Source organism: Acidianus ambivalens (genome assembly GCF_009729015.1).
Taxonomy (GTDB): Archaea; Thermoproteota; Thermoprotei_A; order Sulfolobales; family Sulfolobaceae; genus Acidianus; species Acidianus ambivalens.
In genome coordinates this window covers 44,243-61,068 of the sequence record NZ_CP045482.1, presented here as the reverse complement: position 1 = coordinate 61,068, position 16,826 = coordinate 44,243, and the positions used below count along the sequence as shown (strand labels likewise).

The window sequence follows — 16,826 nt, the reverse complement described above, 5'->3', positions numbered from 1 at the left end:
TTAAATTATTTTTAATATTATAATAGTTAGTAATATAACTGCAAGATATGGGGCGGATATTTTGAAGGATTTCCAGGCTTCTTCTGCCGTGGGATTCCTAAAGAGTATTATGGAATTGTAAAGCAACAAGGCGGTCATTATTGAAGTTACTATCAAATAAGGTAGACCTACGTAGAGATATAATATTAACGCAAATGGAGCCATTAAGGCATTGGAAATTGCAATATACTTTGCAGAATCCTTTTCTGGTAGAAGGACTGGTAACATAGGAATTCCAGCTTTGCTATAATCTTCCTTATATTTTAGAGCTAGAGACCAAAAATGACCGGGGGTCCACATAAATATTAGTAACCCCAATAATAAGGAAGGAATAGTAAAAGAATCTGTCATTGCAGCATATCCTGCCCAGGCCGCAGCACTTCCTGCAAATCCTCCAATAACAATATTTAATGGTGTTCTAGGTTTTAACCAAATAGTATACACCAGAATATAAATTAATCCTCCTAATAGTATAAAGAAGGAAGTTAATGGATTTGCAATTAATCCTATAGCCGTTCCTAGTGCAAGCATTACTGAACCAACAAGTATCGCTTCTTTCTTGCTCACATAACCCATTACTGTAGGCCTTTTAGAAGTTCTTTTCATTACTTTATCCTTATCAATCTCAATTCCTTCATTAATTATCATTGCTCCACCAGATGCTAAGGTTCCGCCAGCCAATACGGAAATTAATGGGATCAGAAGAAACCTAGAGGACAACGCTGCACCAGCTAACGCTGCAAGATCTAATAACCAAATAATTCTTGGCTTGCTAAGTTTTGCGTAATAAATTAATTTTACAGTTGGTGAAGTTGCCATTATCATCTAAGCTATTTTGGTTTTTAAGGTTAAAAATTTGGTTTATAACAATTCTAATATTTTACAATCCTGGTAAATTCTCTCCTCTCAATAATAAAATCAAGTCTGAAAATGCTCCATAAGCAGCATTTAGTGGTCCTGCTCCTGGACCTACAATAGTTATTTTTTGAATGTCACTTTCTATCTCTAGTGCATTGTTGACCCCATCTACATTGTAAAGAAAATCCTCTTTTGTAATCTCCGCTGGTTTCACATAAGTTTCTTTTTCGTCTGCATATGCTATGAGTTTTATTTTATTACCTCTTTTCAGAGCATCTCCAATTTCTATATTACCTATTCCCTCAAACTTTACATCATTAATTGAGATGTATCTAGAGAAATACACATTAGATAAGATTGTTATTTTTCCTGCGGCGTCAAAACCATTTATATCAAGCGTGGGATCTCTTTCTGCATAACCTAATTCTTGAGCTTCCTTTAATGCTTCATTAAAAGATAACCCTTGACTCATCCTAGTTAAGATATAATTAGTTGTACCGTTTAAAATGCCCCTTATTTTCCTAACTTTCATTGCAGGCAAAATTCTGTAAAGATTTATTGAAGGAGTACCGCTCATTACAGTAGCTTGAAAGAATATCTTAGAACCGTGCGATATTGCAGTATTTATTATTTCCTTATATTTTAACGCTAATGGAGCCTTATTTGTAGTAATAACGTGAATTCCCCTCTTTAATGCGCTCAAATATAATGAAAGCGATGGCTCTCCAGTCTTGTAGTTTGCAGAGGCCATATCTACAACTACATCAGGCTGAACTTCATCTAACGCTTCCAACACGTCAACTTTCTTGTCTGGAACAAACTCTTCTTGATCTTTTAACATTAATCCTCTAGTTGTTACAATTCCAGCAATTTTTACATTTTCTAGCTCTTTCACTTTCTTTTCATGAAGTAATTTTCTAAATGCTTTTCCTACATTTCCATATCCTACGAGCATTAACTTCAACTGAAAACCACCTGGTGTGTTTGTTTACCTCCTAAATACTTAAGCACTAATTCAACTACAATATTCACAGCATTGCCTACTAATTCCTGCGGTACTCCAGGAACGCCTGCACCAACTATTAATATATCCCTTGTAGTATCTGTTACACTAGTTATCTTTGAATCTCTATGAGGATAAATATGCATTACTTTTTCCTTATCTACCATTATAGGTATTCCTTTTTGAAGAATTTCAGGCTTATCTTTTCCTATTGCATAAAATTCTTCTCCTCCCTTACTCAGTACTATTGAAGGCTCTCCAACAATCTTGGAAATATCATATATTCCTATTGGAACTAAAGTTGACGAGCTAGCTATATTGCCTGCATCAACAATATCATTTATCCTCGGAAGCTTACCGCTTCTGTTTATTCTTCTTCTTAATGCCTCTCCTGCTGGCCTTACTTTGGTAGGATCTATGCCTATTTTCCAATAAAAATCTCTGTAGGCTCTTACAATAGGATTGAGCTTTAGTTTTTCTGGATCTTCTTGAGAATACATTTCTTCAACTTTTCTCATGTCTTCCTCTAATTTTCCTTTACTATTATTTACTCCTAGAACTTCAGTGTGGGCAACAAATATTCCAAGGTTTTTACAGTCTTCGCTCACTATTATATTCATTTTTCCTTCACTTCATATGTTAATAATTTAGCCTTTTTAACTCCTTTAATTTGAGATAAGGAAGAAGTTAACTTTACTAAATCGGATTTTTTACCTTTCACAGCTATTGCTTCCATGCATTCTTTCTCGTTAAGATGAATATGAAGAGTGGAAATTATTGAAGAAAGTTTCTCGTGTTGTAATTTAGTAATTTCATCAGTAACTTCATCATCATAGATTATATTTATTATCCCAACTACGTCTACGTCTTCCAGAGAATTTTCATCTAAGAAATTTTTAATTGCTATTTGAAAAATCTTAGACCTATCAAGAGAAGATGAAGTTTTCATGAACTTATCGAGTTGTTCCATTATGTCTTTAGGGATCGAAACACTAATCTTTTCTACATTCATACTTAAAAGTAAGGAGGAGGTTTTTATTAAATGATTGAAGTTTTAAAAAAGGCTGAAAATTTAGGTGCAATCTTTGCCGATGTAAGGCATTATAAGTATGACGAGTTGTCGTTAGTTGTAACGGAGAATAGAAAATATGTAACAACTAACGGAGTAGATGAAGGTTATTCGCTAAGAGTATTATATAATGGAAATTGGGGCTATTCGAATTCAACAAAGCTTGACGATGAAGAAGTAAGGAATGCAATAAATTCTGCTTATGGTGATGAAAAAGTTAATATAACTTTCTTACCACCAAAAAAGGATAAAGTTGTAATAAAACAGGAAAAACCATTGTCAAAAAGTTTAGAAGAAATAATGTCTGATCTGGATAAGATTAAGGGAGAGTTACTCAAGGATGAAAGAGTAAAATCAGTGAACGTTAGATATTTTCATGAAGGAGTAAAGAAAGACTATGCAAGCACAGAAGGAAGAGAAATTTACCAAGAATATGTATTGAGCGGAATTTCGATTTCAGCCGTTGCTAGAGAAGGTGACATTGTCGCATCCTCTTTCTATTCTGCATATACTTACAAAGGATATCCATTAGAAGTATTTGACATAAACCAAATGATAGAGACGTTAAGAAAAAGATTAAATAATCAACTTAAAGGCAAAACTCCCAAGGCTGGAGAATTTGATGTAGTACTTGGTCCAGATGTTGTAGGAGTTTTTTCACACGAAGCTTTAGGTCACTTAGCCGAGGCGGATTTAGCAGTTAATGGAGTACTTGGTCAATTAAGAGGAAAGAAAATTGCCCCAGATTACGTATCAGTACACGATTCACCTAAAATGGATTATAATATGGCTATAGGACTTACTCCCTATGATGATGAAGGAGTTGAAGGTAGAGAAGTAAAGATAGTAGAAAAAGGAATTGTTTCAGAATTCCTAGTAGATAGATATTATTCAACGTTCCTAGGAGAAAGGCCTACCGGCAATGCAAGAGCTGAAGATTTTAGAAGTCCTATACTAATTAGGATGAGAAATACATTCATGCTTCCAGGAGATAGGAGGGTTGACGAATTAATTAGTGAAATAAAAGAAGGATATTACATAGTTTCTCCCCTTGGAGGTCAAACTAGTCCAGACGGAACATTCCAATTTGGAATACAGGAAGGATATTACATTCATAACGGTGAGATAGGAGAACCTATTAGGAACATGGGAATTTCAGGTTATACTATAGAAACTCTAGGTAGAATAAAAGGAGTTTCAAAAGAGTTTGACGTTTGGCCTGGCTTTTGCGGTAAAGGCGGGCAAAGCGTTCCAGTAGGAACAGGCGGACCTTATATAAGTGTTAAGGTTAAGGTGGGAGGATATGTTTGAGATACTAGATAAGGCAAAAAATCAAGGGTATTCTGCAGAAATTTTTTACGTAAAAAGGACAGAGTTCTCAATAAACGAGGAAAAACAAATATATTCTAGGTTCCTAAACGAAGAAGGTTACGGTCTCAGAGTGTTTAAAGATGGAAAAGTTGGCTTTGCTTATTCTACGAGACTTGATGATAATTTATTAGATATCGCAATAAAATCTTGGAAAGTCTCTGAAAGAGATGATGCAAATCAAATCCCTACACCTAATAAGGTAAGCTATTTGAGTCTTTATAAAAAATTTGACTTAAGTGAAGTAGTAAAGGAAAAAATTAGGGAACTAGAGGAATTAAAGGAAAAGAAAATTAACATAGTAACCTTAAACTCTACAGCATGGGTTAGCGAAGTAAGAATTGTTAGTACTGAAGGAATGAATTTAAGCGAAAAAAGAAGCGGAATCTCGGTAAGCGTTAGCGCAAATTATAAGGATTCAACCTATGTGGGCCCAGAGATCTATGAGACAAGGTCCTTCAGAGATCCTTCAACTAGCATTGATGAGATGAAAGATACAATAGTAGAGAAAGTTCAGATCACGTCAGAGAGAACTACTCTAGACTTTAAACCTAAGTCCGTAGTCTTAACAACTAAAGCAGTTTATTATTTAGTATTCCCCTTGTTAAGCCACGCCATATCACTGGAGAATTACTATAGGCATAGAAGCCCTCTAAAAGAAGGAGAGTTAATCAACGAGAACTTGAGGATCATAGATAATCCACTAATTGAGAACAGTGTCTATAGTAGGTCTTTTGACGGCGAAGGTCAACAATCACTAAACAATGAGATAATAAATGCTAATGTAAAGAAATTCCTTAGTAACTACTATTGGTCTCTTAAGGCTAAAAGAGAGAATACTGCTTCGGCTTCAAGAGGATATTCTTCGATACCTTACATTTATCCAAGTAATTTAGAATTTTACGTAAAGAATGAGGAAGAAGACTTATCTGAAGAAGGTAAAGTTTACGTAGATGAAGTTCAAGGAGTTCACACGAGTAATTTTGATACTGGGGAATTTAGTGTAGTTGGTTCTGTATCTTGGATAATTAAAGATGGTAAAAAGATTTCATTGAAAGAGATAGTAATTACGTCAAATCTAAAGGATTTACTTAAAGGAATTCAGAGAACCTCTAAAAAGAGATTAATGATAGGCAATGTTAGTACTGGAGAACTAGAAATTCAAGGCTTGAGTGTTGTCTAAAAATTTTTTAATTAAAACGTAAGAAAGACTTATTATTATATTATTCTTTTAAATTTCTTATGAAAGTAGTTTTAGCTTATGATGGATCAGATTATTCAAAGAAGGCTTTGTTTTTTGCTTTAAGATTTCTTAAGAAGGAAGATGAAATACACATAGTTACTGTAGTAAAAGAAGCTCCAAAAAGCCCAGAACAAGTTATAATAGATTCTGAGGAGAAAGCAAAAAGGTCAATAGATGAGATAAAAAGTGAGTTAGAAGGCTATAATGTTAAGGAAAAAATTCTCGAAAGTAATGATGTTGCAGATAGCTTAATAGGATATTGTAAGGAAATTGGATGTGATTTAATAGTTACTGGTAGTAGAGGTCTAACGGGCTTAAAAAAGGTGATTTTAGGTAGCGTATCTTCAGCGTTAGTTAGTAAATCTCCTTATCCAGTTTTAGTTGTTAAGTAGTGACACTTTTTTCTTTCAATTTCTTTAGATATTCATCTATTGGTATTACCTCATTATTATCATCGACTACAAGACTTCCTGGATTACCTTTTCTACCTTTAAGTAAATACCAACCTATTAGAACTGCCATTGTTGACGTTAGTATAACAATTGAGGCAATGTCATGTACTGAAATACTTTCAGTGACTCCCCAAAGATTAAGTCCAGTAGCTACTAAGGGTATTGTAGCACTAAATAATCCAAGTTGTCCAATTCTATAATAGAAGACGGGAACTCCAAATCCATCTATTATTCTACCAGATAACCATAATATACCAGTTATGGTACTTATATCTGCAAATGCTGTGTTTATTCCAAGGAATATTACTGATAATGCAGTTACTAATCCAGTTATACTTCCTACAAATATTGTAGCAATAACCGGTTCATGGCTCTTATTTACCTTAGAAAATATTGCTGGAGCTGATTTTTCTCTCGATAGATTGAATATTATTCTTGCAGCACCTAAAGTAGTGCCTATATTTGATGCAAATAAACTATTTATTGACATTACTAAAGCTATTAAAAGCGGAAATACACCAAAGGAGTACATCTCATAAATTAAAGGCTGAGGAGAGCAAGCTAAGGCTGTAAGTGAACCATTCCATAATGCTACCAGAGCATAAGTTCCTAAAAACATTGCAGTTCCTCCAATTAACAATGATAACCACATTCCTAATGTTACCGTCTTTGTAGGATGTTTGACTTCTTCTCCCAAGTATGTAGCGGCTCCTGCTCCGGATATACTTACCATTGATAGAACAAACGCAGTCGCAAGATCATGTACCGGAACATTACCCGGAGTTAGATAGCTGAAATGAAAGCCTTTAGTAAGGGAAAATGCAAACATTATTATTAGTAATACGGCCTCTGCAGTTGCACTTATTGATACAATCTTGCCCAATACAAATTTTATATGAGAAAGAGATATAATTGTAGGATAAAGTATTGCTAAGAATATTATTACCCCCTCTTCTATCGGTGTTAGTGAAATGCCAAATATTCCTAAGGAGATAGATATAATAAGATATACAGTAATTGCGTTTACTGCGTTAAGGAATGAATAAGCAAATGCTTCTATAAGAGCTTCAAAGAACGAAATTTTCTTACTCCTCCACGCACTATAACCATAAGTGTAATATCCCCCTGCAGAAGCTAATTTTGAAGTATATCTTGTAAGCGTATAAATCCAAAGTGCACTACCTAGTAAAGCAAGTAATGTAGTAAAGACTACAGAGTAACCAGCGTAAAGGATTGCTGCAGTTGAAGTAGAAACTACGCTACCAAGTGGTGCAGTGACTGCCATCGCTTGTCCATAAGCTTCTTTAAGTGAAATTGATCCTTTGCTGAGCCTCATATTCTCCCTTTAAGCTTTTCGGTCTTAAGAGATTATAAAATTTCCCTAAATTTTGCCCGTAAAATCCGCAAAGCTTAAAGGGAGTACTCGATAAAAAATATTTTTTGAGCTTAAAGGGTTTCAAAAATATATTTAGATTTTATGATGAATAGTATAAAAAATATTAACTTTTAGGAGATGTAGTTTGAGAAACTTTATTTTCTCCTAAAACTTCCATTAGTGATGATTTAAGTTCATCAAATCTAATTCTCATCTCTGGAGGAAAAGGCTTCTTTGGTTTTATTGACTCAAGCTTAGTTAGAGCTTCTTTAACTAGATTTCTTGCAAAATTAGGATCTTTTTCCGCACTATAATATGCCTTTTTTATCGTCTCAGAGGCTTCATTAAAGATCTTTAAGTCGTCCTCAGTTATTTCTCCATCTTTTATCAAGAAAGTTTCCATATCAGATTTTACTAAGGGAAGTTGAAGATCTATAATTCTCCAAAGTATATCTAGCACGGTAGATAATATACTTCCTGAAATAAAGAATTTAACTTGCCTTTTTTAGGAAAATGTTTAAAAGTCTTAACAAACGTTTTATTATCCCGCAACAAAAAAGGATATTATGCTAAAGGAAATTAGTTTGCTTGCATCAATTTTTGCAGGAATAACAATAGTTTTAGGCGGGATAGTTGAAGGATATGGATATGGACTATCGTTAGGAACAAATTGGCCTTATACTAGAGATATTTTGCAATTAGCGGCAAAGAAAGATCCTGAGGCTATTCATAGAATTAGTGCGACAATTGTAGGCATCATTTCATTAGCATTCTTAATACTAAGGTTTTCTGTAGTTAGTCTTGTAGGATTTCTCGGGGTTGTTGCTACTGCATTATTGGGTATGGCTACGCTTTACGTTTTAGCGGGGAAATTACCATCTATATTTCAAGGCCTTCATGATATAGCAGCGTATAGTGTTTTTGCAACGTATTTCGTAATCTTCTTAAAAGGATTTAACGTTAATATTATTCAATTCTTCTTATACGCTGTATTACCTCCTCATTTCCTTTACTTCGTTATTTTCATGGGCGGAGTTGTTACTGGTATGAGAAAAATGAAGTTTGAAATAGGTGATGTTAGAAAGCCTAAGAATTGGCTACAAGGAGCTTGGCTAATTCACTCTATATTGGCAGCAATTTTCGTAATAGCCTTAATTTTAGAGGCTCTGTGGATACCTTTATTGTTAACAATTATTGAAGTGGTAGTGGGATTATTAGTCTATGTAGGAGCAAATAAAAATCCAGTAAAGCCAGGAATCTCCGTTGGACTTCACCAATTATTTTCTCTATTAATTGTTGCCTCATTAATATATTACACAGTATGAATCAGTCGAGGTGCATTATCTCATCAATCATCGTGTTGTGAACTCATCACCTAAATCTGAAAGACTATAGCCAATATTACCTTCAGCGTCCATATTATAATATTTTTTTAACATTGTTGCAACAGCAGTATAAAGGAATTCGTTCATTTGAGTTCTGTTTATACCAAGAAGAGTAGATAAATATCCCCACGGTTTTCCTTGAAGTACCTTGCCTATTAATATCCACTCTTCTTCATCGTAAAGCGACCAATCCCTTTTAGAATCCCAAAAATACTTTAATGTTAATAAATGGATTCCATCCGCAGAGGCTTCATAAGGACTTGTGCCCTGTAGGAATGCAACAATTTTCGCTAAGTGTAACCTACTCAAATTTATGTCCTTGTAAGCTTTATTTCCTCTTAACAATAGCTGTGCAACTTGCGGAGACATGTTGAAGTAAATATCGTGAATTGTGTTAAGTAACTTTTCTTTAAATATAAAAGCAGAAATATCTACAATTCTCTTAGCAATCTCGCTTAAAGGCTTAATTACAACTACTGGAAAATCACCGTATTTCTCATTTCTTACAGGAGATACGTGTACTGGAATAAAGCCATTCTTTACCCAGAACTTTAATACCCTATAATCTCCCATGAAGCTTGAACCTATCCAATCTAAACCTTTTTCTCTTGCATCTTCTGTTACCATTTGAAGAATTTTACTACCTAATCCCTTATCTTGAAGTTCTGGGACTACCGCAATCCTTATTATTCTCCATCCCTTTAATTTTCCAAAATCCCTTAATCTTACATGCTTTAATAATCTATCTGGAATTAAATCACCGTCAAATGTTCCACCTCTTAATGCTAAATCTATCAAATTATCTGGCAAGTCTCCTTCTTCTGACGTCTGAACAACAGCTAAATAAGAATCTCCAGAGTAAATTGTTTTTATTGAATGATGAATTCCATCTGACATAATCATTAAATCGTCTGGATTATTTCTATAGTGAGCAGAAACTAATATTCCATAAACTTGAAAGAGTTTATTATCATTCATTAGCAATTCTTCTTTATCCTGAGTTTCATAAAATGCTATAGAAATATCCTCTGGCAGTCTTTGAGGCTCAGGATTTAAAACTAATGCATCATATAACCATTTTTCTATTGGATCACCTTCAGCATATCTTAAAGGTTTTTGCATTGTAAGTAATCTAACAGGAGCCTTTCTTTCCGAGATTATTTTTCTTAAATACCTAATGAAAGCCTTCCCTGAACCTTCATAACCGTGAATCGTTGTAACTAGAACAACCTTCTTCCATTTCCTTAAGGCTAAGTCAATAAAATTAACACCTAATGCGGCAGCCTCGTCTATAACTAATATTCCTTTACCAGTTTCAACCTCAGATACGGCATCCGGAGGCTTATAATGTATTTCAAAATCGTCTCCACTTATTTCTCTTATAAATCCAGTATCTGAATTTTTTTCCTTATTTTTTATCTTTAATACATCCAAACCTTTCTTAGCGAATTCCATAATTTGTGATGCAGAGTACAATGAAGGAGCAGTTACTGTTACTTCAGTATCGTAGCCTTCGTCCAAGTTTATCTTTATTATTCCAGCTAAACCTAAACCGGTTACAGCACTTTTACCTCTTCCTCTAGCTGCTGTTAGAGAAATTACTCTTTTTCCTCCTCTTAATAGGAAGTAGAATTCTTCTAAGACTTTTATCTGGTCTTGACTTATTGCAAGCTCGTGAAGCTCTCTCGGCATCAAAGTCTTTTGAGGTATTTTTACTTCTTCCTTTTTTGTATTACCGACAAAGGGTCTAGCTTTATAACCTTCTTCATTAGCTATGAAAATTCCCTCATGCTCTTCTAATTTTTTTCTAAATCGTCTCTCATAAATATCTAGAATTTTACCATATCTTACTATAGAATTTCTAAACATTTTATTTTCAGTTAGATTATCTGTATATAGAATTACTAGGCCTCCTCCTCTCGCTAAATCAACTAATCTTCCTATGTAATTTGGTTGAAAATTATCTACAAGATCTAAAATAACTAGGTCGTATGTATTACCAAGATATTCGTCTGTAGATGCATAATCCACGTCTTCAAATTTACCTTCTTTAAATAACTCTTTAATTATATTCCTTCTCTCCTTGGCTTTAGAAACCCAAGGGTGGAAAGCGTAAATTACGCTAGGGCTTTGATTTACTTCCAAGTAGGTCTTAATTGACGCTAACAAGTCATCAAGGTAATCCTTCTTTTCTATGTAAACTAGGTTCCTATAATACTTCTCCTTTCCGTCCCACAAAGCTTTCTTTAGCTCTTCGTAAAACTCGTTCCTTTGCATAGCTTATAAGTTGTACTTTTTCCTTAAAGCTTCTTCTACATCGATATTCTCTAAGTTGGCTATCGATATTGCCCAAGCTATGACATCTGCGAGTTCTTCCTCAATTTTATTCCTTTCACCAGATAGGAGAGCCTCTGCTAGCTCTCCAACTTCTTCAGTAAACCACGTAAAAGTAGCGAAAAGCCCTCTATCTTTATCCTTTTGTAAATACATTTCCTTTAATTTTTCTTGAGCTTTCTTAATTTCCAAGGCCTATTTCCCTCCTTATTATTGCTAAGTCTTCTTTCATTAACTTTACTTCAAATTTACCAAGTTCATCGAATCTCTCGTTTACGAAAAATATGTCAATCTTTCCTGATCTCGATATGTTCTCTACGAATTGTCTATCAATGTAATATTCTATATATAGAGGATTTTGAGGATCATCCTTTATTATATTCCTTAAAAGGACGCTCCCCTTATCCCTATCAACTTCTATATCAACTGGAGCATTAAAATTCCTGGGCAAATCTGTTGTCATACATATTACATACTCCTCACAACATGTTACGCAAACTCCTTCCTTAAGCTCCTTTTTTGTTTCTTCTGGAATGTTCAAGGCTTATACTTAATTACCTCTAGTGAATTAAAAACATACATGATATCTGCAGTAGGTAAAAAGGTTGTGGCTACACAAAATTATATTGCAAGCTATTTTGGGGCAAAGATCTTGGAGAGCGGAGGGAACGCGTTTGATGCTTCTATAGCAATAAGTGCAGTATTATCAGTAGTTTTGCCTCACACTAGTGGGTTAGGAGGAGATGGATTTATTTTAATAAAATCCTCTGAAGGTATAAAAGCTTACAACTCTTCAGGTTGGTCTCCTAAGAATTTAAAGGCCGAAAAGATTAATGAAAGAGACCCCAATTCAGTTGTGGTTCCAGGGCTAGTAGATCTATGGAATTACTTGCAAGAAAATTATACTACAATGGATCTTTATGAACTCTTAAAGCCTGCAATCTCTCTAGCAACAAACGGATTTTATGTAGGAAGAGCTTTACATCATGCTATAATAACTTCTCCAAAATTTAATCCTCAATTTGAAAAGCTATTTGGGAATAAGAGATTCGGAGATTTCATAAAATTGCCTAGACTAGGTAAAATTCTTAAGGAGATTTCAAGAGATCCAAGGGAATTTTATGAAGGAAAAATTTCCCAAGAAATAGTAGAAGGACTAAAAAGTCAAGGTGTACCAGTGGAGAGTGATGATTTTTCTCAATTTCATGGTGAAGAGGTTTCCTTACTAAAGATTAGGTACAAGGACTACGACGTTTACGAATTCCCACCGAATACTCAAGGATTAACGACGCTACAAATCCTAAAGATGGTAGAGTTGTCTAGAATAAATAAATTACCCTATAATGATATTAAGAGAGTAAATAATCATGTAAAAATTTCAATTTTAGCGTACGACGACAGAGATAGGTATATAGCGGATCCTAGGTTTTATCAACCTCCTTCCTATTTGTTAGATGAAGGATATTTAATTCAGAAAATGACTACTGAAGGCATTCCGGTTAACTTATATGATGGAGACACTACATTCTTCGTTGTATCAGATGGAGAAAATGAGGTAGGATTTATACAAAGCTTGTTTTACCCATTTGGGTCTGGAATAATAGTCGACGACATCGTGTTTAATAATAGAGGATATGGATTTAAAGATGGGGTAAACAAACCCGAAGGCAGAAAAAGGCCACTTCATACTCTCTCTATCCTGCTTGCAAGCAAAGACAATGAGGACTTAATAATAGGTTGTGCAGGCGGAGATTTAAGGCCACAAATTCATTCTGAAGTATTTGAATATTATGCAGACTACTCAATGGAAATTGATGAGGCAGTGAATGCCCCTAGGTTCATGTACGTTAATGGTAAGGTCATTGCAGAGAAGAGATTAGGAATTCCAGCAACACAAACGGAGTATCTATCGAGCGAAGTTGGAATTGTTCAAGCAATGAAAAGGAAAGGAGACGAATTTATAGCTGTTGCAGATCCTAGGAGTGAAGGCGTGGCTCTTCCGGTTCATTAACGCAACCAGCTTTATCAAAGGCTATCAATAAAGCACCAAATTCTGGGCTTTTCTTTTTGTCAAAAGCTACTATGCCTTCTTTCTTCAGCTGTTCTATAACATAAGATTTAAACAACTTAGATGAAAACATTCCTCCACTCATGTAAGCTGTTCTTATTCCTAACTTTTTAGAAATATAAACTACGTTATTTGCTATCTCCTTAGCCGCTAGATAAAAAAGCTCTTGGGCTTTTTTATCTCCTTTATTTGCTGCTATATCGACTACTTGAGCTAAAGATGCTATTTCCTCAATCTTGTGTCCTTCATGATAAGTCCATTTTATTAAATCATCTAGACCGCTAGCTGAAAGCCTTTGTAATATTAAATCGGCCAACAGCGTTTTTTCTTCTCTTCCATCAAGCATTTTTACTAAGAGTCTTAATGCTTTTCTTCCTACCCAATAAGCAGAACCTTCATCCGATAATAACCAGCCTGCACCACCAACTCTAATTCTTTGTTTACCATCATATCCCATCACTACGCTTCCGGTTCCAGAAATTATTATAATCCCAGGCTTACCTCTAGTCTCTGCATAAAGAGAAATGAAAGAATCGTGTTCTATAATAGTATCCTTAGCCAAATCCTTAAGAGCTGAAGAAAGGACTTCATAATCATATTTTGAATCCAGGCCTGCTAAGCCTATGCAGGCTACGTCTGGCTTCAATCCTTTCGTTGACTTGTAAATAGCATCCCTTATATTGTTCACTGCATTCTCTAATCCAACATTGTGGAAATTTCCTGGACCAGATTCCCCAATTCCAATGAATTTTCCTTCGCATGTATATGCTATTGAAATAGTTGAAGTTCCTCCTGCATCTACACCTACAAGAATCATAGTATATATTTTAATTTATAAGAAAAAAGTTTTCCTAATCATACCATAAACGTTTTTATTATGTTAACTTATGAAGTATTGATGAGAGTTCTAATCCTTGGAATAGATGGTTACATAGGTTGGGCATTGGCTCTAAGGTTGGTTTCAAAAAATCACGAAGTTTACGGCATGGATAATCTATCAACTAGGAAAGCAGTAGAAGAAATAGGTTCAGATTCTGCTTTTCCTTTACCGGCTCCAGAGGAGAGAGTAAACGCGGTAAAAAAATACCTTGACGCTGACATAAAATTCTATAAAGGAGATATAACTGACAAGGAAAAATTAAGGGAAGTAATAAAGGAATCGAAACCAGATGTTATAGTTGACTTCGCAGAACAAAGATCTGCTCCCTATTCCATGAAAGACTTGGATCATGCAGTTTACACAATAAATAATAATCTTGACGGAACTCTTAATTTAATTTATCTAGTAAAAGAAATTGATCCTTCGATACACATTTTAAAAATGGGAACTATGGGCGAATATGGCACTCCAAATTTTGATATTCCAGAGTCTGCTTTTATAGAGGCCACTATTAATGGTAAGAAAGATAAAATATTCACACCAAGATGGGGCGGCTCTGTTTATCATTTTTCCAAAATATTTGACAGTTACCTTTTAGCTTACTTTAACCAACTTTTTGGATTAACTATAACTGACATCATGCAAGGCCCAGTTTACGGTAGTAGAATTTCAGAAATAGTAAACGAGTCTTTAAGGACCAGATTCGATTTTGACGAAGTCTGGGGCACAGTAGTAAATAGGTTCTGCGTTGAAGCAGTTTTAGGACTTCCATTAACACCTTACGGTAAGGGAGGACAAACTAGAGGATTCATTTCACTAGAAGATAGTGTCGAGGCTCTAAGAACATTAATAGAACACCCACCGAAACAAGGTGAGTACAGAGTTGTTAACCAATTTATGGAAATTCACAGTGTAAATGAAATAGCGCAAATGGTTAAAGAAGCAGGAGAAGAATTAGGCTTGCATGTAGAAATAAAGCACGTTGAGAATCCAAGAGTTGAAGCTGAAGAGCATTATTATAATCCTGAAAGGAAAATTTTGGAGTCCTTGGGTTTCACTCCAAAGAGGTTCATGAGAGAAGAGGTAAAGAATATGATAGAAGATCTGCTACCTTATAGGGAAAGGCTTGAGAAATTTAAGGACGTAATTATGCCTAAAACAAAATGGAGAAAATGAAACTTTCATATTTGTTCGAAAGAGTATTTTAGAGCTTCATAATAATGTTCTGGATCTCCCACGTTAAGCCATTTTTCTTTTTCTAAAAGTATGGCATAAATTTCTCCTCCTTGATCTAAGATTTTCTTTATACCATATGTTAGTTCCAGTTCCCCTTCATAGTTTTCTACTTCCTTTAGTGCTTTAAATATACTAGGTTTGAAAACATAAACTGCCGAAATTGCAAGATCTGAGAAAGGCTGTTTAGGTTTTTCTTGCGCGTCTATTATTTTATATAACTTATGATTTCTAAACTCTCCCTTTTCCTCAGCTTTTACAATTCCATATCTAAAAGGATTATTTACTTTCCTAAGTAATAGGACTGCTTCCGGCTTGTTTTCTTCATATAATTCTGAAGCTTCAGAGTATCCGCCAGTAAGAACACCGTCATCTGCATGAACGAAGAAAGGTTCGCCACAAGCGAAATTTTCTGCTCTAAGTACCGCATCTCCAAAGCCTTTTGGTTCTTCTTGGAAAACGAAAGTTACTCCTCTTTCAAATAGATAGTCCATTAATAACTTACCATGTTTACCAACGACTATGCAAAAATTATTAACCCCCACGGCAGATAGGGAAGACATTATTAAGTCTATTATTGGTCTCATCACTCTTTTTCCATCTTCTTGCTTAAAAAGTGGTAAAAGTGCCTTTGGCAAGACTGACGTTATGTATTTCATTCTGCTACCTTTTCCTGCGGCAGTTATTACTGCCTTTCTTATCATTTTTAACCTACCAGAAGTTTTGAAGCTTCATCAACGCTTTTACCCCTTATTACATCAGCTATAGCCTTTGCCATTGCCGTAGGGTTCTTTGACTGCCATAAGTTTCTACCAACAGTTACTCCACTTGCTCCCGCATCAACTGCGTCCTTAAGCATTGATAAAAACTCTTTATCGTCCCTAGTTTTTGGCCCGCCTCTTATTAATATTGGAGCGAACGCTACGTTTACTACTTCTTTGAACTCTTCCTTATTTCCAGTATAATCGACTTTCAAAATATCTGCACCAATCTCTGAGGCTAACCTGGTTACATATTTAACGAAATTAGCGTCCTTTACTGAGTCTGGATTGTCAGGAGATACATATAATGGTTCTATGATAAATGGAATACCGTAATCGTGAGCCTCTGCTCTTGCCTTAGCTAAGGCTTCTACATTGTAACCTTCCACTCTATCATCTCCATAACCTACTACCAGATAAGTAACTACAGCGTCTGCCCCGGCTTCTACAGCTTCTTTAATCTGGTAAACCATTGAATAATATCCTTGAGAGTATTTCTTTTCTCTTCTCCAAACATTTGCAGTATCTAACCTAGCTATTAGCATAGGGGAATTTCTGCTGTAAAAATTCTCCTCAACAAGCTTAAGCATGGCTGGAGTCATTTGTAAAGCGTCGGGAATATTTGATAGTTTACTTACAACTTCTATCGGATTTTCAATACCTTTTAACGGTCCCATTACGAGCCCATGATCTAAAGCTACAACGAAAGCCTTTCCTTTTTCAAAAAGCCTTTTCATTCTAATTGTTAAACCAGACAT

Annotated in this window: 18 protein-coding genes; 6 read left to right on the top strand and 12 right to left on the bottom strand. The window is 34.9% G+C overall.

The window, feature by feature from the left end:
• The 4 genes from cyoE to D1866_RS00335 form a co-directional block, all read right to left on the bottom strand.
• On the bottom strand, positions 1-858 hold the full coding sequence (gene cyoE / locus D1866_RS00350; protein WP_152941409.1) for a heme o synthase: 858 nt from the start codon (positions 856-858) through the stop codon (positions 1-3).
• 61 nt (positions 859-919) lie between these two features.
• Entirely contained in the window at positions 920-1,861 is a 942-nt protein-coding gene (locus tag D1866_RS00345; RefSeq protein ID WP_152940570.1) for a homoserine dehydrogenase, read from the bottom strand.
• Entirely contained in the window at positions 1,858-2,520 is a 663-nt protein-coding gene (locus tag D1866_RS00340; RefSeq protein WP_152940568.1) for a B3/B4 domain-containing protein, read from the bottom strand. Before D1866_RS00340 ends, D1866_RS00345 begins: the two co-directional genes overlap by 4 nt.
• The gene (locus tag D1866_RS00335; protein ID WP_013775890.1) at positions 2,517-2,912 is read right to left on the bottom strand and encodes a CopG family ribbon-helix-helix protein; all 396 of its coding nucleotides are present in this window, start codon (positions 2,910-2,912) and stop codon (positions 2,517-2,519) included. Before D1866_RS00335 ends, D1866_RS00340 begins: the two co-directional genes overlap by 4 nt.
• 30 nt (positions 2,913-2,942) lie before the next feature.
• Between D1866_RS00335 and tldD the strand changes: the two genes are divergently transcribed.
• From tldD to D1866_RS00320, 3 genes are read left to right on the top strand one after another with little or no spacing between them, the layout of a single operon-like run.
• A complete protein-coding gene (gene tldD, locus D1866_RS00330) occupies positions 2,943-4,280 on the top strand; it encodes a zinc metalloprotease TldD (RefSeq protein ID WP_152940566.1) in 1,338 nt (445 codons plus the stop codon).
• Positions 4,273-5,520 carry a TldD/PmbA family protein gene (locus D1866_RS00325; protein WP_152940564.1) on the top strand — a complete coding sequence of 416 codons (1,248 nt, stop codon included), beginning with the start codon at positions 4,273-4,275 and terminating at the stop codon, positions 5,518-5,520. Before tldD ends, D1866_RS00325 begins: the two co-directional genes overlap by 8 nt.
• A 59-nt stretch (positions 5,521-5,579) precedes the next feature.
• The gene (locus D1866_RS00320) at positions 5,580-5,972 is read left to right on the top strand and encodes a universal stress protein (protein WP_152940562.1); all 393 of its coding nucleotides are present in this window, start codon (positions 5,580-5,582) and stop codon (positions 5,970-5,972) included.
• On the opposite strand, the gene D1866_RS00315 is transcribed toward D1866_RS00320, so the two are convergent.
• Both D1866_RS00315 and D1866_RS00310 read right to left on the bottom strand, forming a co-directional pair.
• Positions 5,965-7,368 (bottom strand): APC family permease, encoded by a 1,404-nt coding sequence (locus tag D1866_RS00315; RefSeq protein WP_152940560.1) that lies wholly within the window; start codon positions 7,366-7,368, stop codon positions 5,965-5,967. The two genes, D1866_RS00320 and D1866_RS00315, sit on opposite strands and share 8 nt — an antisense overlap.
• Before the next feature lie 163 nt (positions 7,369-7,531).
• The gene (locus tag D1866_RS00310; protein WP_155860963.1) at positions 7,532-7,867 is read right to left on the bottom strand and encodes a hypothetical protein; all 336 of its coding nucleotides are present in this window, start codon (positions 7,865-7,867) and stop codon (positions 7,532-7,534) included.
• A gap of 106 nt (positions 7,868-7,973) precedes the next feature.
• Here D1866_RS00310 and D1866_RS00305 point away from each other — a divergent pair, with 106 nt between their 5' ends.
• Positions 7,974-8,732 (top strand): cytochrome C oxidase assembly protein, encoded by a 759-nt coding sequence (locus D1866_RS00305; protein WP_152940558.1) that lies wholly within the window; start codon positions 7,974-7,976, stop codon positions 8,730-8,732.
• Between the two features lie 27 nt (positions 8,733-8,759).
• On the opposite strand, the gene D1866_RS00300 is transcribed toward D1866_RS00305, so the two are convergent.
• The 3 genes from D1866_RS00300 to D1866_RS00290 are packed head-to-tail and all read right to left on the bottom strand — an operon-like array spanning position 8,760 to position 11,667.
• Positions 8,760-11,069, bottom strand: coding sequence for a tRNA(Met) cytidine acetyltransferase TmcA (locus D1866_RS00300; protein WP_152940556.1), 2,310 nt, complete (start codon positions 11,067-11,069; stop codon positions 8,760-8,762).
• 3 nt (positions 11,070-11,072) lie between these two features.
• Positions 11,073-11,318: a MazG nucleotide pyrophosphohydrolase domain-containing protein gene (locus D1866_RS00295; RefSeq protein WP_152940554.1), complete on the bottom strand. Its 246-nt coding sequence runs from the start codon at positions 11,316-11,318 to the stop codon at positions 11,073-11,075.
• A complete protein-coding gene (locus D1866_RS00290; RefSeq protein ID WP_152940551.1) occupies positions 11,308-11,667 on the bottom strand; it encodes a hypothetical protein in 360 nt (119 codons plus the stop codon). The genes D1866_RS00295 and D1866_RS00290 overlap by 11 nt, the downstream gene beginning before the upstream one ends.
• 39 nt (positions 11,668-11,706) lie before the next feature.
• On the opposite strand from D1866_RS00290, the gene D1866_RS00285 reads away from it, so the two are divergent.
• On the top strand, positions 11,707-13,137 hold the full coding sequence (locus D1866_RS00285; RefSeq protein ID WP_152940549.1) for a gamma-glutamyltransferase family protein: 1,431 nt from the start codon (positions 11,707-11,709) through the stop codon (positions 13,135-13,137).
• Here D1866_RS00285 and D1866_RS00280 read toward each other — a convergent pair.
• Positions 13,103-14,011 (bottom strand): BadF/BadG/BcrA/BcrD ATPase family protein, encoded by a 909-nt coding sequence (locus D1866_RS00280; RefSeq protein WP_152940547.1) that lies wholly within the window; start codon positions 14,009-14,011, stop codon positions 13,103-13,105. The two genes, D1866_RS00285 and D1866_RS00280, sit on opposite strands and share 35 nt — an antisense overlap.
• An 81-nt stretch (positions 14,012-14,092) precedes the next feature.
• On the opposite strand from D1866_RS00280, the gene agl3 reads away from it, so the two are divergent.
• Positions 14,093-15,250, top strand: coding sequence for a UDP-sulfoquinovose synthase (agl3, locus tag D1866_RS00275; protein WP_152940545.1), 1,158 nt, complete (start codon positions 14,093-14,095; stop codon positions 15,248-15,250).
• A 5-nt stretch (positions 15,251-15,255) separates the two neighbouring features.
• Here the strand turns inward: agl3 and D1866_RS00270 are convergent, their stop codons facing one another.
• Both D1866_RS00270 and D1866_RS00265 read right to left on the bottom strand, forming a co-directional pair.
• On the bottom strand, positions 15,256-16,011 hold the full coding sequence (locus D1866_RS00270; RefSeq protein WP_152940543.1) for a nucleotidyltransferase family protein: 756 nt from the start codon (positions 16,009-16,011) through the stop codon (positions 15,256-15,258).
• A 2-nt stretch (positions 16,012-16,013) separates the two neighbouring features.
• The gene (locus D1866_RS00265; RefSeq protein ID WP_152940541.1) at positions 16,014-16,826 is read right to left on the bottom strand and encodes a class I fructose-bisphosphate aldolase; all 813 of its coding nucleotides are present in this window, start codon (positions 16,824-16,826) and stop codon (positions 16,014-16,016) included.

What these genes read in the sequence shown, in the direction of transcription:
- cyoE (WP_152941409.1), bottom strand. Translation starts at nt 858, where the DNA reads ATGGCAACTTCACCAACTGTAAAATTAATTTATTACGCAAAACTTAGC.
- D1866_RS00340 (WP_152940568.1), bottom strand. Translation starts at nt 2,520, where the DNA reads ATGAATATAATAGTGAGCGAAGACTGTAAAAACCTTGGAATATTTGTT.
- D1866_RS00335 (WP_013775890.1), bottom strand. Translation starts at nt 2,912, where the DNA reads ATGAATGTAGAAAAGATTAGTGTTTCGATCCCTAAAGACATAATGGAA.
- tldD (WP_152940566.1), top strand. Translation starts at nt 2,943, where the DNA reads ATGATTGAAGTTTTAAAAAAGGCTGAAAATTTAGGTGCAATCTTTGCC.
- D1866_RS00325 (WP_152940564.1), top strand. Translation starts at nt 4,273, where the DNA reads ATGTTTGAGATACTAGATAAGGCAAAAAATCAAGGGTATTCTGCAGAA.
- D1866_RS00320 (WP_152940562.1), top strand. Translation starts at nt 5,580, where the DNA reads ATGAAAGTAGTTTTAGCTTATGATGGATCAGATTATTCAAAGAAGGCT.
- D1866_RS00315 (WP_152940560.1), bottom strand. Translation starts at nt 7,368, where the DNA reads ATGAGGCTCAGCAAAGGATCAATTTCACTTAAAGAAGCTTATGGACAA.
- D1866_RS00305 (WP_152940558.1), top strand. Translation starts at nt 7,974, where the DNA reads ATGCTAAAGGAAATTAGTTTGCTTGCATCAATTTTTGCAGGAATAACA.
- D1866_RS00300 (WP_152940556.1), bottom strand. Translation starts at nt 11,069, where the DNA reads ATGCAAAGGAACGAGTTTTACGAAGAGCTAAAGAAAGCTTTGTGGGAC.
- D1866_RS00285 (WP_152940549.1), top strand. Translation starts at nt 11,707, where the DNA reads ATGATATCTGCAGTAGGTAAAAAGGTTGTGGCTACACAAAATTATATT.
- D1866_RS00280 (WP_152940547.1), bottom strand. Translation starts at nt 14,011, where the DNA reads ATGATTCTTGTAGGTGTAGATGCAGGAGGAACTTCAACTATTTCAATA.
- agl3 (WP_152940545.1), top strand. Translation starts at nt 14,093, where the DNA reads ATGAGAGTTCTAATCCTTGGAATAGATGGTTACATAGGTTGGGCATTG.
- D1866_RS00270 (WP_152940543.1), bottom strand. Translation starts at nt 16,011, where the DNA reads ATGATAAGAAAGGCAGTAATAACTGCCGCAGGAAAAGGTAGCAGAATG.
- D1866_RS00265 (WP_152940541.1), bottom strand. Translation starts at nt 16,826, where the DNA reads ATGTCTGGTTTAACAATTAGAATGAAAAGGCTTTTTGAAAAAGGAAAG.